Raw genomic sequence first — 21,606 nt, 5'->3', positions numbered from 1 at the left:
GCCATCCGGCGCGGGTTGTACCCCATGGCCCCCGAACGGCCTCCGAAGGCTCTTCGCGCCCGAGACACCTCGCGCCCGAAGTTCCCCTGCCGCAAACCCCTGTCCACCGACGCTCATCCGCCCCGATGTCGTCCGCCCCGGAAGGATCGTGCGCCGCGATGGCACCCCGTCTCACCGTCGTCGTCCCCCTCTACAACGTCGAGGAGTACCTCGGTGCCTGCCTGACCTCCCTCGCCGAGCAGACCATGCCCGACCTGGAGGTCGTCCTCGTCGACGACGGCTCCACGGACCGAGGCCCGGCGATCGCGCAGGAGTTCACCGAGCGCGACCCCCGCTTCCGGCTGATCCGCCAGGAGAACGCCGGGCTCGGCGCGGCCCGCAACGCCGGGGTCCGCGAGGCCCGTCCCGACGCGGAGTTCCTGACGTTCGTCGACAGCGACGACGTCGTGCCGCCCGGCGCGTACGCCCGGATGCTGGCCGAACTCGACGCCTCCGGCTCGGACTTCGCCACCGGCAACGTGCTGCGGCTGCGGGCCGGCGGAGAGCTGGAGCAGTCCCCGATGTTCCGCAAGCCGATGGAGAAGGCCCGCCGGGCCACTCACGTCACCCGCGACTGGATCCTGCTCGGGGACCGCATCGCCTGCAACAAGGTCTTCCGCCGCGCCTTCTGGGACGAGCACGCGTTCGCCTTCCCCACCGGGGTGCTGTACGAGGACATCGCCGTCGTCCTGCCCGCGCACTTCCTGGCGCGTTCGGTGGACGTCGTCGAGGAGCCCGTCTACCACTGGCGCGACCGCGACGGCTCGATCACCACGCGGCGGGCCGTCCCCCGAGGCATCCGCGACCGGGTCACCGCCGTCACCACGGTCAGCCGCTTCCTCGCGGAGCGGCCCGGCGAGCCGGGAGCGGCGGGGACGGCCGAGGCCAAGCGGCGCTACGACGCGCACGTCCTCTCCGGCGACCTGTGGCTGTTCATCGAGGCCCTCCCGGACGGCGACGCCGAGTTCCACGAAGCCTTCCTGCGACACGCGGGCGCCTTCGCCGCCACCGTCGAACCCGGTGTCCTCGCCTCCCTGCCCCTGCACCTGCGGGTCAAATGGGAGCTCATCAGGGAACGCCGCCTCCCCGAACTCCTCGCCCTCATCGCCGACGAGAAGAAGGACCGGGACACCTTCCACGTACGCGGACTCCTCCGCCCCCGCGCCCACCACCCCGCCGTCCGCGACCCGCTGCCGCCCGCCGTCACCGCCCTCGCCTCCTCCGACCTGCCCGTGCACGCCCACCTCACCGAGGCCGTCTGGCGTGACGGGCTGCTGCACCTCACCGGGTACGCCTACGTGCGCAACGCCCCCGGCGGACCGCCCCGGCTCGGCTGGCTGCGCTCAGGGAAGCGGCTCGTCCCGCTGCGGCTGCGCCCGGCCGGCGGTGAGGAGGCCACCGCCCGCTCCGGCCGCTCCCTGCACCGCTACGACCGTGCCGGATTCGAGGCCGTCATCGACCCCCGCGCGCTCACCGGAAGGAGCGGGAAGGCCGGCCACGCCCGGACGACCTGGAAGCCGGAGGCCGTCGTCGTCGGCGCGGGGCGGCCGCGCCGCGGGCCGATGCGGCTCGTCGGCACCCCGGCCCCGCCCGCCGTGACGTACACCGGTGAAGGGACCCGGATCGTCCCCGTCCTCTCCGGCAACAAGCTGGAACTGCGCACCGAACGCGTCGCCGCCGTCCTGACCGGGCAGTCGGCGGCCGAGGACGCCGTACGTCTGGAGGTGAAGGTCCTGGGGGCCACCGGACCGGTCGCGCTCCGGCTCACCGAGTGGCGTACCAAGGAGACACGGGAGTTCGCGCTGCGCGGCTCGGCCGGAACCCGCTCGGCCGATGTCCCGCTCAGTGCCTTCCGGGGGGAGGACGACATCTGGGGCGTCCAACTCGTGACCGACGGGCAGCCGTTGACGGTCGCCGCACGGACCGACGACCCGGACGGACGCTATCCGCTGCGGGGCGGCCGTGAGCTGTACGCGGCCCCCAACCCCTCGGGCGACCTCGTCCTCACCGACCGGGCCGTGCAGCCCGTCGTCACCTCCGCGGCCTGGACGGAGGCGGGCGAACTCGCCCTCTCCGGAACGTTCCCCGAGCCCACCGGCACCGGCCACGAACTCGTCCTGCGCCACAGCGGCCACCAGGAAGAGGTCGCCGTACCCCTGGAACGGCCGGGCGGCGACGGCTTCCGCGCCGTGTTCGCGCCCGCTGCCGTAGAAGGCATCGGCGGGGCACTGCCGTTGGGCGAAGGGCGCTGGTACCTCTTCCTGCGCGCACCGGGGGAGCGGGAGGCGGAGGCGTACCGGCCACTCCGTGCGAGCACCCCCCTCCACCACTCCCTGCCGCGCCGACGGACCGCTCACGGACGCGACTTCGTCCTCCAGCGGCGCCACCACGACCGGCTCGTCCTGGAGTCCGGCAGCGCCCTCCCCCTCGCGGAGCGGGGCCCGTACGGGCAGCGCATCCAGCGCGAACGGTATGCGGCCCTCCGTGCCCGCACGGCGGACGACCTGCGGCCCGCCGTCCTCTACTCCAGCTTCGACGGCCGTCAGTTCTCCGACTCGCCCCGCGCCGTCCACCGCGAACTGGCCGCACGCGGGCGGGACATCGAGCACCTGTGGGTGGTGCGCGACCAGCAGGCCGCCGTGCCCGAAGGGGTCCGGCCCGTCGCCCTGCACAGCGCCGCATGGCACGAGGCGCTGGCCCGCAGCCGGTGGATCGTCACCAACACCCACCTGCCCCAGTGGTTCGAGCGGGCCGAGGGCCAGTGCGTCGTCCAGACGTGGCACGGCACCCCGCTCAAGCGCATCGGCCGCGACCTCGCGGGCACCCCGCACGCCGACGCCGCGTACATGGCGTCCATGGAGCACCGGTCCGCCCAGTGGAGCGTCCTCGTCTCCCCGAACAGCTTCTCCACCCCGGTCCTGCGCCGCGCCTTCGGCTACTCCGGCGAGGTCCTGGAGTGCGGCTACCCGCGCAACGACCTGCTGTACGCCCCCGACCGGGGCAAGGTCGCCACCGCCGTACGCGAACGGCTTGCGATCCCCGAGGGGCGGCGGGTGATCCTGTACGCCCCCACCTGGCGCGAGGACCGGCCCCGGCAGGGCGGACGGTACGCCCCCGACCTCCCCCTCGACCTGGAACTGGCGCGCCGGGCCCTCGGCGAGGACCACGTCCTGCTGGTCCGGCGGCACTACCTCGTCGGCGGGAGCGTGCCCGACACCGCTTTCGTCCGGGACGTCTCCCGCTACCCGGACGTCGCCGAACTGCTGCTGATCAGCGACGCGTTGGTCACGGACTACTCCTCGATCATGTTCGACTTCGCACAGACCGGCCGCCCGATGCTCTTCCACACCCACGACCTGGCCCACTACCGCGACACCCTGCGCGGCTTCTGCTTCGACTTCGAGCGCCGCGCCCCCGGCCCCCTGATCCCCGACTCCGCCGCGATCGTCGCCGCCCTGCGCCACCCGGAGACCGCCACCGCCGAATACCGGGACGCCTACGAGCGGTTCCGGGAGGCGTTCTGCGACCTCGACGACGGGACCGCCGCCGCAGGCGTCGTCGACCGGATGCTCAAGGGCGACCGGACCATCGAGGGGGAGCAGGCGTGATCGACTTCAGCTGTGTCATCACCGGCGGCGGGGACGGCGGAGCGGCGGGCGGCGCGGATGCCCTGCGTGCCTCCGTCGCCTCCGTGCTCGGCCAGTCGCTGCGCGGCGTCGAAGCCGTCGTGGTCCTCGCCTCCGCCGCCGCCCCGGCCCTCCACGCCGCGGCCCGCACCCTCGCGGACCGGGCCTCCGGGCGGGTCCGCCTCGTCCACGCCGACCCCGCCGTCCGCACCACCGGGGCCCTGCGCAACGCCGGCCTCGACGCGGCGACCGGCCGGTACGTCCTGGTCCTCACCCCCGGCGAGCGCCTCCAGCGCCACGCCTGCCGCAACCTCTGGCAGGCCGGGGAGACCAGCCGCGCCGATCTCGTCGCCGGCCGCTGGAGCCTGGCCGCCGACGAGACCGGCAAGGAGCGCGAGCCGTCCTGGCAGGGCGGCCTGTACGCCCGCTCGCGCACCCTCAACCGCTGCACCGAGGCCCCCGAACTCGTCGTCAGGGACGCCCTGGTGACCGGATTCTGCCTGCGCCGCGAGGCCGCCCGGCAGCACGGGCTGCGGTACGAGGAGGACCTGGCGCACGGCGAGATCCTGTTCGGCCCGCTCGCCGCGGCAGCGGTCGGCCGGATCGCCCTGGTCCGCCGCCTCGTCGTGACCGGGCGGGCCGTCCCCGACCGGGCCCGCGACCTCGCCGCCCTCGTCGAGGCCCACCACCGGGTCGCCGACACCCTCGTCGCCCAAGGACTGCCCGACCTGCGAGCGGAGCGGGAGACGGCGTTCGCCCGCGACCACCTGGTGCCGCTCGCCCGGTCCTTCCCCCGGCTTCCCGCCGCCCTCCGCGACCGGGCCGCCGCCACCGCCGCCCGTGTGCTGACCGGCCCCTTCCGCACCGGCGTACCGGAACTGCCTCCGCTGGAGCGGGTCGCCGTGGCGCTGCTGGCGCGGGGCGACGCCGAAGGGGTCCTCGCCGCCGCCTACGCGCTGAGCCGCCCCGCCACCGTGTGCGCACCCCTGACGGCGGGCCGGGACGGGCGGATCGGCTGGGCCGGCGACCCGGCCGAGCCGGCCTTCGACGTCACCGGACTCGGCCACCAGTACCGCACATTCGGCGAGATGCGGCTGATGAACCGGCTCACCCGCGCCACCGCCGAGCAGGGATGCCTGCTGCTCGAAGGCCGCCTCGTGCTGCCCGGCCACACCGGCCCCGGCCCCGGCACCCCGCTCACCGCCACCCTGGAGTTCCGGGCCCGCGGCGGGGCGCACGCCGTCGCGTTCCCGATCGAGGAGGTCCGGCACGACGGCAACGGGATCACCTGGCGCGCGCGGATCGACGTCACGCGCCGCCTGCGCCCCCTCGGCCTCCGCGACACGGCGTGGGACGCGCGGCTGACCGTACGGGCGGGGGGCGCCGACGGGCCCCGGTCCGTCAGCGACCTCTTCGCCCCGCAGGACCAGGTGGCGGAAGCGGTGCGGTTCGCCGCCCGCCCCCGGCTCGGGCGGCTCACCGGGGACACCTGGGAGCCCTACATCACGCTCAAGGACCACTTCGCGCTCCGGCTGACCGCCCGCCGCCGCCCGGCCCGTACCGCCCACCGCCTGGCCCGCTACGCCACCCGGTTCCGCCCCGCCCGCAAGGCGAAGCTCCTCGTCCGGGCCCTGCGCAAGCGGCTGGACCGCTACCGCTCCCGCGGCTTCAAGGCCCCCGTCTACAACACCTGGCTCACCCGCCTCCCCGTCCGCCGGGGCTCCGTCGTCTTCGAGAGCCACATGGGCACCTGCTACGGCGACAGTCCGCGCGCCGTGTACGAGGAGATCCGCCGCCAGGGCCTGAGACTGCGCGCCACCTGGTCCTACGACCCCTCCCCGGCCGGCTTCCCCGAGGACGCCCGCCTCGTACGCCGCTGGTCCTGGCGCTACCTGTGGGCGCTGGCCCGCGCCGAGTACTGGGTGGACAACCAGGGCTTCCCGCAGCACCTGCGCAAACCCCCGCACACCACGTACCTCCAGACCTGGCACGGTTCCGCGTACAAGCGGATGGGCTTCGACGAGACCCGCGTACGGCTCCAGAACGCCCCGCAGCGCGAACGGCTCCGGCGGGCCGTGGACCGCTTCGACCACTTCCTCGTCCGCTCCGAGCACGACGTGGCCACCCTGGCCCGCGCCTACCGGCTGCCCGAGGAACGCCTCCTGCGCACCGGCTATCCGCGCAACGACGTCCTGATCGCGGAGCGCGACCGGGCCGAGACCGAAGGACGGCTGCCCCGCCCGCCCCTCGCGGCGGAACTGGGGCTGGACGACCACCGGAGGACCGTGCTGTACGCCCCGACCTTCCGGGGCGGGCCCGGCAAACAGCGCAGGAGCCGACTGCTGCTGGACGTACGGGAGTTCGCGGAGCGGTTCGGCGACACCCACACGCTGCTGGTGCGCTCCCACTACCTGGAGTCCGCGCGGCTGCCCGTCTGCCCGCCCGGCACCGTCGTGGACGTCTCCCGCCACCACGACACCAGCGAACTCCTGGCGATCACCGACGTGTTGATCACCGACTACTCGTCCATCATGTTCGACTTCGCCCTCCTCGACCGGCCCGTCGTCCTGTTCGCCCCCGACCTCGACGCGTACGCGGCCGAGCGCGGCAGCTACTTCGACCTGCGGGAGAAGGCGCCGGGGCCGGTCACCGCGACCCCGGAGGAGCTGTTCGGGGTCCTCGCCGAACTGAAGAAGTCCGACGCCCGGTGGGCCGACCGGCGCCGGGAGTTCGTCCGGCAGTTCGGGCCCTACGACCGGGGCGACGCCGCCCGCAGAACCGTCGCCGCCGTCTTCGGTCCCAAGATCTGCCGGGACACCCGTCACATCACCGACCACGACCGGGGGGCCGGCCGATGAGCCGCGACATCTTCATCGTCTCCAACAGCACCGACGAACTCGGCGGCGTCACCGGCTGGATGCACCAGACCGCCCGCCTCTTCACCGAGCGGGGCCACCGGGTCCACGCCATCGGCATCCACGCCTCCGACCTCAAGATGGCGCTGCCCGAGCGGCCGGCCCATCCCGTCACCGCCCTCTACCCCGCGCACCCCCCGACCCCCTGGACGCCCCACGGCGTCCGCGACCGCTTCCGCGTCCCCACCCGGCGCAGGGAGGCCGCGCGGGCCGCCGCGAAGAAGCAGGCGGTCGCCCGGCTCTCCGGGATCTTCGCCGGCGCCCGCCCCGGCGCGATCGTCATCGTCACCCAGGTCTGGGCGATGGAGTGGGTCGGAGAGGCCGACACCACCGGGCTGCGCGTCATCGGGATGAGCCACGAGTCCTACGACTACTCCCGTGCGAGCCACCGCTACCGCTGGATCAAGAACCACTACAAGGACCTCGACCACTGGCTCGTCCTCACCGAGGAGGACGCCGACCGGTGGGCCGGGGACGGCATGAACAACGTCGGCTTCCTGCCCAACGCCCTCGCCCGCCTCCCCGGAGTGCCCTCCCCGCGCAGCGAGAGGACCGTCGCCGCCATCGGCCGGCTCAGCGACCAGAAGGGCATCGACCTCCTCCTGGACACCTGGGCCCTGGTCGCCCCCGCCCGCCCCGACTGGCGGCTGCGGATCTACGGGGCCGGCGAGGACGAAGCCGCGCTCAAGGCCCAGTGCACCGGCCTCGGCCTCGACGGGTCCGTGGAGTGGATGGGCCGCACCGACGACGTGGAGCAATCCCTGGCCGGGGCCTCCGTCTTCGTCCAGTCCTCCCGCGGCGAGGGCTTCCCGCTCGCCCTGCTGGAGGCGATGGCCAGCGGCGTGCCCTGCGCGGCGTTCGACTGCGCGCCCGGCGTCCGTGAGATCGTCCGCGACGGCGAGGACGGGCTCCTGGCCCCCGCCGGGGACATCGACGCCCTCGCCGACCGGCTGCTGCGGCTCACCGGCAACCCCCGGCTGCGCGACGCGATGGGCGCGCGCGCCCGGTCCGGCGTCCAGCGGTTCTCCGAGCCTGAGGCGCTGCGCCGCTGGGAGGAGCTGTTCGCGTTCCTCGAACGCTGTGAGCACCCGCCGTGCCCGAGGCGGTCCGGGCTTCAGCCCCGGACCGCCGCCCCGGCCCCGTCCTGCGCGGGCAGGGCCGCCGCCGGAGTCCGGCGGGCTGCGTACGGCACCGGCAGCGGCAGCCCGTCCGTCTCCCCGAGGAAGACCCGCCGCACCACCCGCTCGGCGGCGAACCCGTCGTCGTACGGGCAGAACCGGGCCCGGAACGCGGCCCGCAGCTGCGCTGCGTGGGAGCCGCGCCAGTGGTCCGTGGTGAGGACGTCGACCAGTTCGTCCTGGCTCCGGACCACGACGCCGGGCGGGAACGCGGTGATGTCGAAGTACGTGCCCCGCGACGCCTCGTACGCCTCGATGTCGGGGAGGTGCAGCACCACCGGGCGGTCCAGGTTGGCGTAGTCGAACATCAGCGACGCGTAGTCGGTGATCAGGGCGTCCGAGGCGAGCGCCAGGGTCTCCACGGAGCGGTGGGCGCTGACGTCGATGATCCGGGGGTGCGGCGCGCGGCGCGCGGGGTCCGCCGGGAGGGGCGTCCGGGCCAGGACCACGAACCGCGGGCCCAGCATCCGGAGCAGCCGCTCCAGATCGAGGGCGGGCCGCTGGACCCGCCGGTAGTCGCGGGGCACCGGGGCGTACAGCAGGGCGGTTGTGCCCTCCGGCACGCCCAGCGTCTCCCGCAGCCGGGCCACCTCGGCCGGACCGGTGCGGTGGTACACGTCGTTGCGCGGAGAGCCGTACTCCAGCGTCGTGTACGCGGACGGATAGGCCCGCTCCCGTACGAGGGTGGAGTGCGGGTTCGCGGAGAGGGAGTAGTCCCAGGTGTCCACCGCGCGCAGCAGTTCCTCGAAGTCGGTGCCGCGGGCGGCGGCGGGCCGGTCCAGCAGGTCGGTGCCCACGGTCCGCAGCGGCGTGCCCTCGTGCGTCTGGAGCACGATCTGGCCGCGCCGCTTGACCAGCTGCCGGTCGAAGGAGCCGTCGTTCACCAGGTACGCCGAGCGGGCCAGCGCCGCCCCGTGGGCGAACGTGCCGGGCGCGAGGTGCCGGGTGCCGGTCGGCACCGTGTGGGCGTCGGCGGGCCGGCAGATCCAGGCCGTCCGCATCCCCGGCGCCAGCTCGCGGACCTTCGCCTCGATCGCCGCCGGGCTGCCCGCGTACGCGCCGCCCCGCGCGGTGAACACCGCGTCGCGGGTGCGCAGCGGCAGCCGCGACTGGATCCGGTAGTGCGCCCGCAGTGCCGCGCCCCGCACCGCCCGCCGTACGGCCGCCGCCCCCGTGCGCAGCCGCCCGCCGAGGCGCTGGGCGCCCGAGAGCGCCCGGTAGGTGCGCCGCGCGCCGAGCCGCAGCAGTCCGTGGCGCAGCCGCGCGCGGCGCGGGACCGGGGTGCCGGGCGTGTGGTGGCGCCGGCAGGAGGCGGTGGCGCGGCGGAAGAACGCGGCGCGGCTGTGCGACGGGAGCCGGGACCGGGAGGCGTACAGCGCGGAGAAGTGGTCCAGCATGCGCCGGAATATCACCGGTCGCCACGGGGCGAGTTCGGGACGGGAGTCGATGAACGCGAAGACCCGGTCGTACTGGTCGAAGACGTCGAGGTGCTTCTCGCTGGTGGTGGAGAGGATGTTGCCGCGCCGCCGCTGCCGGTAGGAGACGCAGACCGCGTCGAGCACCGCGATCGACCCGGCCGACATCAGCACCGGGTAGGTCCAGGGAGTGTCCTCGTAGTAGCCGGGCGGGAAGGCGAACCCCTCGGCCTCGACGAACGCGCGGCGGTACGCCTTGTTCCAGACGACCATGAGGAGCCGCAGCAGCTCGGGGCGGTCGGCGAGCCGGAAGCGGGCCGGGCCGGTCTCGTCGAGAAGGGCGCCCAGGACGTTGCGGACGCTGCGGCCCGTCCAGTACGTACGGGCGTAGTCGTACATCAGGACGTCGGGCTCGCCGGTCGCGTCGATCCGGTCGGCGATGGTCTGGAGCGCGTCCGGCAGCAGGGTGTCGTCGCCGTCGAGGAAGATCAGGTAGTCGCCGGACGCCCGGTCCATCCCGGCGTTGCGAGCGGGCCCCAGGCCGGTGTTGCGGGGCAGGTGGAGCGCGGTGACGCGGGGGTCCCGGCGGGCGTACTCGTCGGCGATCGGTCCGCAGGCGTCGGGGGAGCAGTCGTCGACCACGATGATCTCGTGGTCCTTGAAGGACTGGGCCAGTACCGAATCCAGACACGCGTGCAGATACGCCTGGACCCGGAACGCGGGCACGATGACGGAGAACCGGGGCACTACACATCCATGGGTCGATCGTTCGCGGAAACCAGGCAGAGCGCAAACGTCGGATGGAATGACAGGGTTACGCCGGACGCGGCAATCGGGGGACGCGGACGCCGAAGCGGCCCGGTTCCGGGGAACCGGGCCGCTCCGTGTTGACGTACATCTGTGCGTTCCGGGGGTGTGCGTACCGGACGGCGTACGACCCTGTGGCGCCGGCTACTTGACCGCGCCCGCCATCACGCCGGAGACGAACTGCCGCTGGAAGGCGAAGAACACCACCAACGGGATCACCATCGACACGAACGCGCCGGGCGCGAGCACGTCGATGTTGTTGCCGAACTGGCGTACCTGCTGCTGGAGCGCCACGGTGATCGGCGGGGACCCGGAGTCCGCGAATATCAGGGCGACCAGCATGTCGTTCCACACCCACAGGAACTGGAAGATCCCGAGCGAGGCGATCGCCGGGCCGCCCAGCGGCATCACGACGCGGGTGAAGAGCCGGATCTCGCCCGCCCCGTCGAGCCGGGCCGCCTCCAGGAGTTCACGGGGGATCTCCGCGAAGAAGTTCCGCAGCAGGAAGATCGCGAACGGCAGGCCGAACGCCGTGTGGAACAGCACCACCCCGAGCGTCGTCTCGAAGATCCCGATGGCGCCGAACAGTTCGGAGACCGGGATCAGCGCGACCTGCACCGGCACCACCAGCAACCCGACGACCAGCAGGAACCACCAGTCCCGGCCGGGGAACTCCATCCACGCGAAGGCGTATCCGGCGAGGGAGCCGATGACCACCACCAGCACGGTGGAGGGCACGGTGATCATGACCGTGCTGAACAGCGATCCGGTGATCGTCGAATTGTCCAGAATCCTCTGGTAGTTGTCGAAGGTCAGCTCGGACGGGGCGGTGAAGACCTTCCACCAGCCGGTCGCCGCGATGTCCTGCGGCCCGCGCAGCGAGGACAGCAGCAGGCCGATGGTGGGCATCAGCCAGAACAGGGCGACCAGGATCAGGAAGACCCGCATCACGCCGCCCCCGGCGCGGGCGGCCATGCGCGCCGCGAGGGACTGCCCGGCCTTGGGGGCTTCGGGCCGGCCGGCACCCGGGGACCCCGCCCTCCGGCGGCCGATGCGCGCGGCGTCCACCTTCGGTGCGCTGCTCATCGGCGTCCCTCCTTCCGGATCCGGCGGATGTCGCTGCGTTCTTCCGGGTGGCGACCCCCGGACCCCCGGCCGGGAGGCGGTACGGGGCGGGCGTGACCCGTCATCGGCGCCCCTCCTTCCGGATCCGGCGGATGTTGAACAGCATCACCGGGATCACCAGCAGCAGCAGGAGCACCGCGATCGCGCTGCCGATCCCGAGGTCCGCGTCCGTGCCGAACGAGGACCGGTACAGCTGGAGCGCCAGGACGTTCGCGTCGTCCTGGGAGGAGCCCGGCGCGATGATGAACACCAGGTCGAAGACCTTCAGCACGTTGATCATCAGCGTCACCAGGACCACCGCCAGCACCGGCGCCAGCATCGGCACCGTGATCCGGCGGAACACCTGCCACTCGTTGGCGCCGTCCACACGGGCCGCCTCCAGCAGTTCGCGCGGCAGACCGGCCAGGCCGGCAGCGATCAGCACCATGGCGAACCCGGCCCACATCCACACGTAGCTGCCGATGATCCCCGGCGTCACCAGGGACGGGCCGAGCCAGTCGACACCGTTGTACGGCTCGCGGAAGTTGTCCGCCGGCAGGCGCAGTCGGGCCCCGTCCGCCGACGCGGGCAGGGTGAAGGCGCCGTCCGCCCCGGCCGTCGCCGTGGCCACGACCTTCCCGTCCTTCACCGCCTCGACCATGAGGCCCTTGAGCCCCAGCTCCTTCGGGTCGACGACGTTCGGCCTACCGCCGCCGCCACGGGTGAAGTCCAGCCAGGCCGTGCCGGAGATCTCGTCCCCGGAAGCCGCGGGAGAGCCCTGGGCGGGCCGGGCGTCGCCCGGCATCTTCGCCGGGGCCACGCCCACCAGCGGCACCCGCAGCGGCTCGCCCGCCCGGATCGGCTCCTTGGACACGTACGTCCCGCCGTCGCCCTTCTCCAGCGGGTGCACGGGCAGCGGGCGGGCCTTCGGGAAGCCGGCGGACGCGTTGAACGTGTCGTGCACGCTCACCGCCACCGCGTTGGCGACGCCCCGCTCGGGGGCCTGGTCGTACACCAGCCGGAAGATGATGCCGGCCGCCAGCATCGAGATCGCCATCGGCATGAAGACGATCAGCTTGAAAGCGGTGCCCCAGCGGATGCGCTCGGTCAGCACCGCGAAGATCAGGCCGAGGGCGGTGGCGACCGTGGGGGCGAAGACCACCCAGATCGCGTTGTTCTTCACCGCCATGAGGATCGTGTCGTCGGTGAACAGGGCCGTGTAGTTGTCGAACCCGGCGAAACCGGTACCGGCCTGGTCGAAGAAGGACCGGTGGACGGAGTAGCCGATCGGGTAGACCACCAGCGCGCCGAGCAGCACCAGTGAGGGCAGCAGGAAAGCCGCCGCGATGACCCTGCGGGTGCCCGTCACGCCGCGGCCCGGCTTCTTCTCCGGGTCCGGGGACGGGCGCGGACTCGTCTCGTCGGCGGGAGGCGCCGCACCGGCGCCTCCCGCGGTCGCTGTCGTCACGGCGTCAGCTCTTGTACGCCTTGGCCGCTTCGGACTCCAGCTCCTTCTGGGTCCCCGCGATGTCCTTCGGGTTCTTCAGGAAGTCCTGGAGGATCTTCCACTCACCCTTGCCGGGCGTCCCGCCGAACGACTGCGGGGCCTGGTCGGACATGTCGAACCGGACGTCGTCACCGGCGTCGATCAGCGCCTGCGCCATCGTGCGCTGCACGTCGTTCGGGTACGCCTTCAGGTCCAGACCCTTGTTCGGGGAGATGAACCCACCCGCCTCGGCCCAGATCTTCGCCGCGTCCGACGACGCCAGCCAGGTCAGCAGCGCCTGCGCGCCCTTGGTCTCCTTGAGCGCCACGGCCGCGTCGCCACCCGTGACCACGGGGGAGTCCGCGCCGACCGCCGGGAACGGGAAGACCTTGGCGTCCGTACCGATCTTCGCCTCGGTCTGCGCGATGTTGATGGAGACGAAGTCGCCCTCGAAGACCATCGCGCCCTTGGGCTGGTCACCTCCGGTGAAGGTCTGGGTCACCGAGGCCGGGAACTCGGTCTGGAGCGCCCCGTCCGCACCGCCCGCGATCAGCTCCGGCTTGCCGAACAGCTCGGCCAGCGAGGTCAGCGCGTCCTTCACGGACGGGTCGGTCCACGGGATCTCGTGCTGCGCGAGCTGGTCGTACTTCTCCGGGCCGGCCTGCGAGAGGTAGATGTTCTCGAACCAGTCGGTGAGGGTCCAGCCGTCCGCCCCGCCCACCGAGACCGGGGTGACGCCCGAGGCGGAGATCGTCTCCGCCGTCGTCAGGAAGTCCTTCCAGGTCTTCGGCTCGCTCGCTCCGGCGTTGTCGAACGCGGCGGCGTTGTACCAGATCAGCGACTTGTTGGCGGCCTTGAAGTACACCCCGTACTGAGTGCCGTCCACCGACCCGAGGTCCTGCCAGACCTTCGCGTAGTTCTTGTCGAGCTGGGCCTTCGCCTCGGCCCCGACCGGCTTGGCCCACTTCTTCGCGGCCGCCTGCTGGATCGCGCCCACCTGCGGGATCATCGCCACGTCCGGCGGCTGCTGGCCCGCGATCTTCGTCCCCAGGAAGTTGATGATCGGGTCCTGCGCCGGGACGAACGTCACGCTCGCGCCCGTGCGCTTCTCGAACTCGTCCAGGACCTTGGTGAAGTTCTCCTGCTCGGGTCCGGTCCAGACCGCGGCGACGGAGATGTTCTCCCCGTCCAGCTTCGGCAGCTTCACCGTGGACGCGCTGTCCGTGCCCTTGCCGGAGCCCTCGTCCGTCTTCTTCTTGCCGTCGCCTCCGCAGCCGGTGAGCGCCAGAGCGCCGACCGCCGCGAACACGAGCGCGGTCCTGCGTATCGAGAAGGTTGTGCGCATTCCTGCCCCGTCTCTTCCTGACAGGCCCGGCCACGACGTGCCCGGACCACGTCGTCCGTGCGCACAGTCCTACGCCCGGCGAACGGGCCCCGCAATACCACCATGGGGTCCAACAGGCCGATCGTGATCGCCTCGTGACGTCATGTCAGGGCATGTCGGAAGCCTGCCGCGGGCAGGTGAGGAACGTGCCGTCCGGACTCGGTCCGAACGGTGCGCGGAACCTCTGCGGGCGGCTGCCGGACCGGCCGAGGGCGGACGCGGCGAGCGCGGAAAGAGGTCCGGCGGTGACGGTCCGAACCGGCCGTAGCCGGACGGGCGTCCGCCCTCAGGAGGTGAACGGGACGAGCGCCGGCAGGCGTTCGGCGTTCACCGAGCGGGCAGCGCGCTCCAGCGCGCTGGCGAGCAGCGCCAGGTCGGTCGGCCCGTTGCCCAGCTCCCGCACCGGACGCCGGGTCGGCGGATCTCCCATCCGCTCCCACTCCAGCGGTACGACGGTGGGTCGCAGCGTCGCCGTGCGTGGGATGCGGCCGGTGACCCGGCCCCCCTGGAACGGCGTCACCCGGCCGTCCGGGTGCCCCAGCCGGCCGCGGCCGGGGGCCGGTTCGTCCGGGGACGGGGGAAGCAGCGGCGCGTCCAGCACGATGCGCAGACGGGCCCCCTGTGCCAGCTCGGTGTCCTCGGTGCGGTCGGGGCGCGCGGAGGTGGCGACCAGGTGCACCCCGAGCCGCCCGCCGTCGCGGGCCACGGCCTCCAGCGCCCGCACCACCGAACCTGCGGCGGGCCGTCCGGGGGAGCCGAGCGCCGGGGCGACCAGCGCGTCGAAGTCGTCGGCGAGGACGACGAGACGGGGCAGTGGGGACGCGCCCGGTTCGGCGGGCCGGGCGGCGGCCGGGCGCAGCCGCAGGGTGCCGGTGGCCGGGGAGTCCAGATCGCCCCGGCGCTCGGCGCCCACCGGCGGGCGCTGGCCCACCACGCGCCCGGAGACCTCCTGCGGGACCTCCTGCCGGGCGTGCCGCTCGTGCCAGGTGGCGAAGTCGAGGTCGCCGAGCAGCTCCGCGCGCCGCTTCAGCTCACCGCCCAGCGCCTGGGCGAACTCCCGCATCCGGACCGGGTCGTACGCCACGAGGTGGCCGAAGACGTGCGGCAGCTCCGTACAGGGGAGCAGACCCTCGCCCCGGTCGCCCTGCTCACCGCCGGACCCGTCGACCAGCAGGATGCCGAGCCGGTCGGGCCGGGCCGCGGAGGCGAGCGAGGCGGCGACGGCCCGGAGCAGCTCGGTACGGCCGCTGCCCGGCGGGCCCTCGATCAGCAGGTGCGGGCCCTCGTCGGCGAGATCGACGCTGAGGGGGCCGCGGGGTCCCGCCCCGAGCACGAGGACGGGCCGGCCGGCCGCAGGGGCCCCGGTGGACCCGGCGGCGGAGGAGTCGGCCCCGCGCCGCTGCCCGGCCCCCGCCCCCGGCGCGGAACGCTGAACGCCGAGGTAGGGCGTGCGGCCGGAGTCGCGGGTGTCGAGTGGTGGGTACGGGGTGCGGCCCGAGTCGCGGGTGTCCAGCGGTGGGTACGGCGTGCGGCCGGAGTCGCGGGTGTCCAGCGGTGGGTACGGCGTGCGGCCGGAGTCGCGGGTGTCCAGCGGTGGGTACGGCGTGCGGACGGAGTCGTGGTGCGGGGATGAGGCCGCCGTCCGCTGGGGGCCGACGCGCGGACCCGCGCTGAGGGTGCGCCCCGAGCTCGCGCCGTCCAGCTCCGAACGGTGCGGGGAGGCCGCCACGGCCCGCGGCGGCGTGGCGCCGGGCTGGGCCTCCGCGGTGGACGCCCAGCGGGCCATCAGCGAGGCCGGGGTGGCACGGGCCAGGCCCAGTTCGTCCAGCAGCCGGGCCGACGGCGGCAGAGCCGCTGTCGTGGGGCGGCCCGCCAGCGCGGCCGAGCCCTCCTCGCGCAGGGGTGCCAGGGCCCGCCCGAACCGCTCGGCCCAGGCCGCCGACACCGCGTCCACCGCGGCCACCGTGCCGTGTCCCGCGGCCTGCCCGCCCGCCGTGCGCAGCAGGCGCAACGCCGTGGCCACGTCCCCGCTCAGCATGGCGACGGCCCCGCACTCCCGGAACGCCAGGGACGCCTGGCAGGCCGCCTCGTACGTCGCGGCCACCGGCGAGGTGGGGGAGGCGGCGGGGGTGTCGGCCAGGCAGATCAGATGGATGCCGGCCGCCGCCCCCGCCCCGGCCAGCCGTGCCGTGGTCTCGCGCAGGAACGCCGTGCCGGGGTCGCCGTCCAGGACGACCACCGTGTGGGGGCCCGTGTGGGCGCGGGCGGCCCCGGCCAGGGAGGCCCGGTCCAGATGCGGCCAGCCCGGACCGAGGGGGCCCTCGTCGAGGCGGCGTACCAGCTCCGCCGTACGGGCCTCCGCCTGCTCACGCTCGTACGCCAGGAGGAGCCGGCAGTCCTGGCCGTGCGTCGGGCGCAGATGCGGCAGCCAGCCCAGCCAGGACCACTCGCGCCGCCGCTCCTCCAGCGTGCGGGAGCGGTCCGTGCTGATGAGGACGATCTCCAGGTCGAACGGCGAGTGCAGCGCGGCGAGCTGGGCCACCGTCGCACGGGCCAGACCGGCCAGCCGGGCGCGCGGACCGGCGAGCCCGAGCGAACCGGCCTCCCGCAGCCCCACCGTCACCGGCACGGCGGGCACCTCGGCCCGGTCCGTGGTGCCGAGCCGGACCACCAGGGCCTCCGGGTGGTCCGGGTGGCGCTCCCAGAGTCGGGGGCCGGGGCCGAGCGCCGTCAGCAGCACGGCGGCGGGGTCGGGCCAGGTGCCCTCGGGGGCGGACGGCAGGGCGGAGAAGGGGGAGCCGGGAGAGACCGGGGAGGCGAGGTGCCCGGACCCCGACGGGCCGCCGGAGGGATCGTCGAAGCCGCCCGGAGAGCCGGGGGAGCCCGCGTCGAAGCCGCCCGCAGAGCCGGGGGAGCCCGCGCCCAAGCCGTGCACCGTCGATCCGTGGGCCGCGCCAGGAGCGCCCTGGACGCGGGAGGCGGCGTACGAGTCGGGTGCGGCGGACCTGTCGGCGCCCGCCTCCCGGCCCGTCGCCTGCTCGCCCTTCGCGCCGCCCGTGAGCCGCCTGGCCCAGGCGCCTATGCCGCGTCGGGGCGCGGGGGCGCCGGCGAACCGCTCGCCCCGCGCATGGGTGCCGGGCCCCGGAGACGCGCCGCCCGGCCCGGCCTCGGCCTGCTCCGGCCAGGACTCCGCGTAGTCGTACGCCCCGGAACCGGAGGGCGACGAGGCGGCGGAGGCGGCAGGCGGGAGAGCGGAGCCGGGGGACGGAAAGGGGGAGGCGGCGGACGGCGAGCCGGGGGAGGACGCGCCGTACGCGGGGCCGTCCTGCTCGGGGACGCCCGGCCCGAGGGGCGTACCGGCGGAGCGGCCCGGTGCGGGGTGGCCCGTCTCGGCGCGGGTCACCCGCAGGTGCCCCTCGCCGTCCGGGGCGGTCGTCAGCCTCGGCGGACGGGAGCCCGGAGCGAGCCGGAGGGCGGATTCGCCGAGCCGCAGCAGGGCGCCGGGGGCGAGGCGGACCGGCCGCTCGCGCACCTCGACGCCGTCCAGCGAGGTGCCGTTGGTCGAGCCGAGGTCGGCGACCGAGACCCGGCCGTCGTCCGAGACCGTCACCGCGCAGTGCAGCCGGGAGACGTCCGGGTCGTCGAGGGGGACGTCCGCGTCGGCCGAGCGGCCGATCCGGATCTGCCCGCCGTGCAGCAGGTGGACGCCGCCCGCGTCCGGCCCCGCCACCACGTGGAGCTGGGCCGGGACCGGGTCGTCCGTCGCCTCGTCGTCGCCGGGGACCTGGAGCGAGAGGACCGCGCCGTCCACCAGAGGGGGTTCGCCCAGCGCGATGCGGTGCCCGTCCAGCCGCTCCCGCCCGGCGAAGAGCACGACGGCCCCGCCGCCCTGGGAGCTCTCCGGCCCCGACACGGCGGCGGCCAGCTGCGAGGCGACGGCGGCCAGCGCCGTCCCGGCGGGGGCGGTGACGAGCACGTCGCAGGTGCGCGCCGGGGTCTGGCCGCTGCGCGGCGCGAGGACGGTCAGCCGGATCTGCATCGCCGTCAGCGGTCCCTTCTGCGCGAGGGTGCCCGGCAGGGGAAACGCCCTGTGATTCCCCCCACCCGGCACGGACACGTCGTCCGTACAGGTCGTCACGGACCGCGGGACTCCGCATCCGCAGATCCGTGCTGGAGGCATCCTCGCACCTGCCGCTGACAACACGCCCCGGCGGTCACCTTCACATGATCTTGAATGGTCGGCTGTGGGCGCAAAAGTGCCCGCTCGCGTCCGGATTCCGCCGCTCGAAGGTGCTCTCGGGCGGGTAGTGGCCGTATGCCGGACGGGAATCCGCACGCATGATCGAACCGTCGGTCGATCCTCAACCACCCGTGCGGCAACCTTCGGTCCGGTCCCCGCGTCTTCCCTCGAAACGTGAGCCTCCTGCGCCCCGTTCGGCGGCATTACAGTGGGCCGGAACATTCGGGCCCCGGTGGGCCGCGAGCACCACGATCAGCAGGGAGCGCATGACGTGCGGCCGGTAGGCAGCAAGTACCTGCTCGAGGAGCCGCTCGGACGCGGCGCCACGGGCACCGTCTGGCGAGCCCGCCAGCGGGAGACCGCGGGCGCCGAGGCAGCCGTCGCGGGTCAGCCCGGCGAGACCGTGGCCATCAAGGTCCTCAAGGAGGAACTGGCCAACGACGCCGACGTCGTGATGCGGTTCCTGCGGGAGCGGTCCGTCCTGCTGCGGCTCACCCATCCCAATATCGTGCGCACCCGCGACCTCGTCGTCGAGGGCGATCTCCTCGCCCTGGTGATGGACCTGATCGACGGCCCCGACCTGCACCGCTACCTCCGGGAGAACGGCCCGCTCACCCCGGTCGCCGCCGCCCTGCTCACCGCGCAGATCGCGGACGCGCTCGCCGCCAGCCACGCCGACGGCGTCGTCCACCGCGACCTGAAGCCGGCCAACGTGCTGCTCGACGAGCGCGACGGCGGCATGACCCCGATGCTCACCGACTTCGGCATCGCGCGGCTGGCCGACTCCCCGGGCCTGACCCGGACCCACGAGTTCGTCGGCACGCCCGCCTATGTGGCGCCGGAGTCCGCCGAGGGCCGCCCGCAGACCTCCGCCGTCGACGTCTACGGCGCCGGCATCCTGCTGTACGAGCTGGTCACCGGTCGTCCGCCGTTCGCCGGGGGCACCGCCCTGGAGGTCCTGCACCGGCATCTCAGCGAGGAGCCACGCCGTCCCTCCACCGTCCCCGCGCCGCTGTGGACGGTCATCGAGCGCTGCCTGAGCAAGGACCCCGACCGGCGGCCCAGCGCCGAGAACCTGGCCCGCGGTCTGCGGACGGTCGCCGCCGGTATCGGCGTCCACGCCAACTCCGCGCAGATCGCCGCCGCCGACGGCGTCGGCGCCCTGCTCGCCCCCGACCCGGCCCCCACCGCCGTACCGGACACTCCGGGCGCGGCCGACCCCACGCAGGTGCTGCCGAGCAACGCGGGCTCCTTCGACCCGTCCGCGGCCACCAGCGTGCTCCCGCAGACCGGACCCGGCGGCCAGGGCGGACCCGGCCGGGGGCCCGGCGCCGACCCGACCGCCGTCATGCCGCCCGTGCCCCAGCGCCCCGACGGGCCGCCGCAGCCGGACGGCCCGCACCCCTGGCAGTCGCAGCTCCAGGCGGCCCGCGACCGCAACGAGCAGACCCAGGTGCAGTACCTGGACCCGAGCCAGGACCCGCTGCGCCGCCGCCCCCAGCGCCAGCAGCCGCCGCAGCAGCACCAGCAGCAGCCGCCCCAGCGCCGCCAGCCGCCGCCGCAGCCCCAGCAGTACCCGCCGCAGCGGCAGCAACAGCAGCCCCAGCCGCAGCGCTACCAGCAGCCGCCCCAGCCCCAGCAGCAGTACGCACCGCAGCCCCAGCAGCCGCAGCCTCCCGCCCCGCGCCCGCGGCGCGAGCCGCGCCCGCCGCGGCAGCGCAGCGCCAACCCGATGCGCATCCCCGGCCTCGGCTGCCTCAAGGGCTGCCTGTTCACCGTGGTGCTCCTGACCATCGCCGGCTGGCTCGTCTGGGACCTGGCCCTCCAGGACTGGGTGGCCCAGGGCAAGGGCTACTGGGAAACCATCGGCGACGCGATCGGCACGGTCACCGACTGGATCTCGAAGCTCAACGACAGCACCGGAGGCTCCGGCGGGGCCTGACCCGCCACCGATCGCCAGGGACCCGCCCCGTCACCGATCGGGCGGGCCCCGACCCGTCACACTGTCCCTTTGTCGACTTCTCCGGGCCCATTCCGCCCGGAGAAGCCGAGGTCGGTGCCATCCTGGGCGTGCGACACCCCGAACGCCGCGTAACTTTGTCGACCGGGGGTCCACCGCCAGCCGCTGAGGGAGCAGTCGTGGCACGGAATATCGGCAGCCGGTACACGGCCCACCAGATCCTGGGGCGCGGCAGCGCCGGCACGGTATGGCTCGGCGAGGGGCCCGACGGCCCGGTCGCCATCAAGCTGCTGCGTGAGGACCTCGCGTCCGACCAGGAGCTCGTGGGCCGCTTCGTGCAGGAGCGCACAGCCCTGCTCGGACTCGACCACCCGCACGTGGTCGCCGTCCGGGACCTCGTCGTCGACGGCAACGACCTGGCCCTGGTCATGACCCTCGTACGCGGCACCGACCTGCGCACCCGCCTCGACCGCGAGCGCCGGCTCGCCCCCGAGGCCGCCGTAGCGATCGTCGCGGACGTCGCCGACGGCCTGGCCGCCGCGCACAAGGCCCAGATCGTCCACCGGGACGTCAAGCCGGAGAACATCCTGCTCGACATGGAAGGCCCGCTCGGTCCCGGCGGCGCCCACCCCGCCCTGCTCACCGACTTCGGCGTCGCCAAGCTGATCGACACCCCGCGCCGCACCAAGGCCACGAAGATCATCGGCACACCGGACTACCTGGCCCCCGAGATCGTCGAGGGCCTCCCGCCGCGCGCCGCCGTCGACATCTACGCCCTGGCCACCGTGCTGTACGAGCTGCTCGCCGGGTTCACACCCTTCGGCGGCGGCCACCCCGGCGCGGTGCTGCGCCGCCACGTCACCGAGACCGTCGTCCCGCTCCCCGGCATCCCCGAGGAGCTGTGGCAACTCCTGGTCCAGTGCCTGGCCAAGGCCCCCGCCTCCCGGCTGCGCGCCTCGGAACTGGCCGTACGGCTGCGCGACCTGCTGCCCCTGCTGGCCGGGATACCCCCGCTGGAGGTGGACGAGCCCGGCCCCGAGGAGAGCGAACACGAGCCGGACTCCTACGACGAGCAGCAGTACACCCCGGCCGCCGAGGAACCCCGCCGCCGCGGCGCGGTCCCGCTGGTGCCCGGCTCCGCTCCCGACTCCAACCGCGACACCCACACGAGCATGCGCGTCCCGGCCCCGGACGAGCTCGCGGGCGGACCGCTCGGCACGGCCCGCGCCCCCCGGTCCCCGGGAAAGCCCCGGCCCGGCTCCGCCCGCAACAAGGCGGCCGCGGTCCGCAAGCGCCGCATCACCCTCGGTGCCTCGGCCGTCGCCCTCTGTGCCGCGATCGCGGTCGGCGGCTGGCTGGCGACCGGCGGCGGCGACGGCGGCCCCACGCCCGGGGACAGCGAGAACTCGGCCCCGGCCACCCCCTGACCGCCCCGCTTCCGCGGGCCGGTTT

9 protein-coding genes and 1 pseudogene are annotated in these 21,606 nt (G+C 74.3%); 5 read left to right on the top strand and 5 right to left on the bottom strand.

Translation table 11 applies throughout. The annotated features are described in order from the left end of the window. Positions 1-158 precede the first annotated feature (158 nt). The 3 genes and pseudogenes from QFZ71_RS10535 to QFZ71_RS10525 form a co-directional block, all read left to right on the top strand. Positions 159-3,647 carry a bifunctional glycosyltransferase/CDP-glycerol:glycerophosphate glycerophosphotransferase gene (locus QFZ71_RS10535; RefSeq protein ID WP_307667992.1) on the top strand — a complete coding sequence of 1,163 codons (3,489 nt, stop codon included), beginning with the start codon at positions 159-161 and terminating at the stop codon, positions 3,645-3,647. Then, positions 3,644-6,523, top strand: a complete 2,880-nt coding sequence (locus tag QFZ71_RS10530) for a CDP-glycerol glycerophosphotransferase family protein (protein ID WP_307667991.1) — start codon at positions 3,644-3,646, stop codon at positions 6,521-6,523. Before QFZ71_RS10535 ends, QFZ71_RS10530 begins: the two co-directional genes overlap by 4 nt. Further along, positions 6,520-7,659, top strand: a pseudogene (locus tag QFZ71_RS10525) (glycosyltransferase); the annotation flags it as partial. The gene QFZ71_RS10530 and the pseudogene QFZ71_RS10525, both read left to right, overlap by 4 nt. Before the next feature lie 35 nt (positions 7,660-7,694). Here the strand turns inward: QFZ71_RS10525 and QFZ71_RS10520 are convergent. The 5 genes from QFZ71_RS10520 to QFZ71_RS10500 all read right to left on the bottom strand — a co-directional run bounded on the left by QFZ71_RS10520 (position 7,695) and on the right by QFZ71_RS10500 (position 17,993). Then, positions 7,695-9,920 carry a bifunctional glycosyltransferase family 2 protein/CDP-glycerol:glycerophosphate glycerophosphotransferase gene (locus QFZ71_RS10520; RefSeq protein ID WP_307667990.1) on the bottom strand — a complete coding sequence of 742 codons (2,226 nt, stop codon included), beginning with the start codon at positions 9,918-9,920 and terminating at the stop codon, positions 7,695-7,697. 204 nt (positions 9,921-10,124) lie between these two features. Further along, entirely contained in the window at positions 10,125-11,066 is a 942-nt protein-coding gene (locus tag QFZ71_RS10515; protein ID WP_307667989.1) for a carbohydrate ABC transporter permease, read from the bottom strand. Between the two features lie 100 nt (positions 11,067-11,166). Next, positions 11,167-12,453, bottom strand: coding sequence for a carbohydrate ABC transporter permease (locus QFZ71_RS10510; protein ID WP_307671402.1), 1,287 nt, complete (start codon positions 12,451-12,453; stop codon positions 11,167-11,169). Positions 12,454-12,556: 103 nt separating this feature from the next. Beyond that, entirely contained in the window at positions 12,557-13,915 is a 1,359-nt protein-coding gene (locus QFZ71_RS10505) for an ABC transporter substrate-binding protein (RefSeq protein WP_307667988.1), read from the bottom strand. Positions 13,916-14,240: 325 nt separating this feature from the next. Next, positions 14,241-17,993, bottom strand: coding sequence for an FHA domain-containing protein (locus QFZ71_RS10500; protein WP_307667987.1), 3,753 nt, complete (start codon positions 17,991-17,993; stop codon positions 14,241-14,243). 472 nt (positions 17,994-18,465) lie between these two features. Between QFZ71_RS10500 and QFZ71_RS10495 the strand changes: the two genes are divergently transcribed. Together QFZ71_RS10495 and QFZ71_RS10490 are read left to right on the top strand one after the other, a co-directional pair. After that, a complete protein-coding gene (locus tag QFZ71_RS10495) occupies positions 18,466-20,136 on the top strand; it encodes a serine/threonine-protein kinase (protein WP_307667986.1) in 1,671 nt (556 codons plus the stop codon). Positions 20,137-20,333: 197 nt separating this feature from the next. After that, entirely contained in the window at positions 20,334-21,581 is a 1,248-nt protein-coding gene (locus QFZ71_RS10490; protein ID WP_307667985.1) for a serine/threonine-protein kinase, read from the top strand. The last annotated feature ends 25 nt before the right edge of the window (positions 21,582-21,606 follow it).

Source organism: Streptomyces sp. V2I9, from assembly GCF_030817475.1.
Taxonomy (GTDB): domain Bacteria; phylum Actinomycetota; class Actinomycetes; order Streptomycetales; family Streptomycetaceae; genus Streptomyces.
Note: the sequence above shows the minus strand (reverse complement) of the source record. Positions and strands in the feature narration are given on the sequence as shown.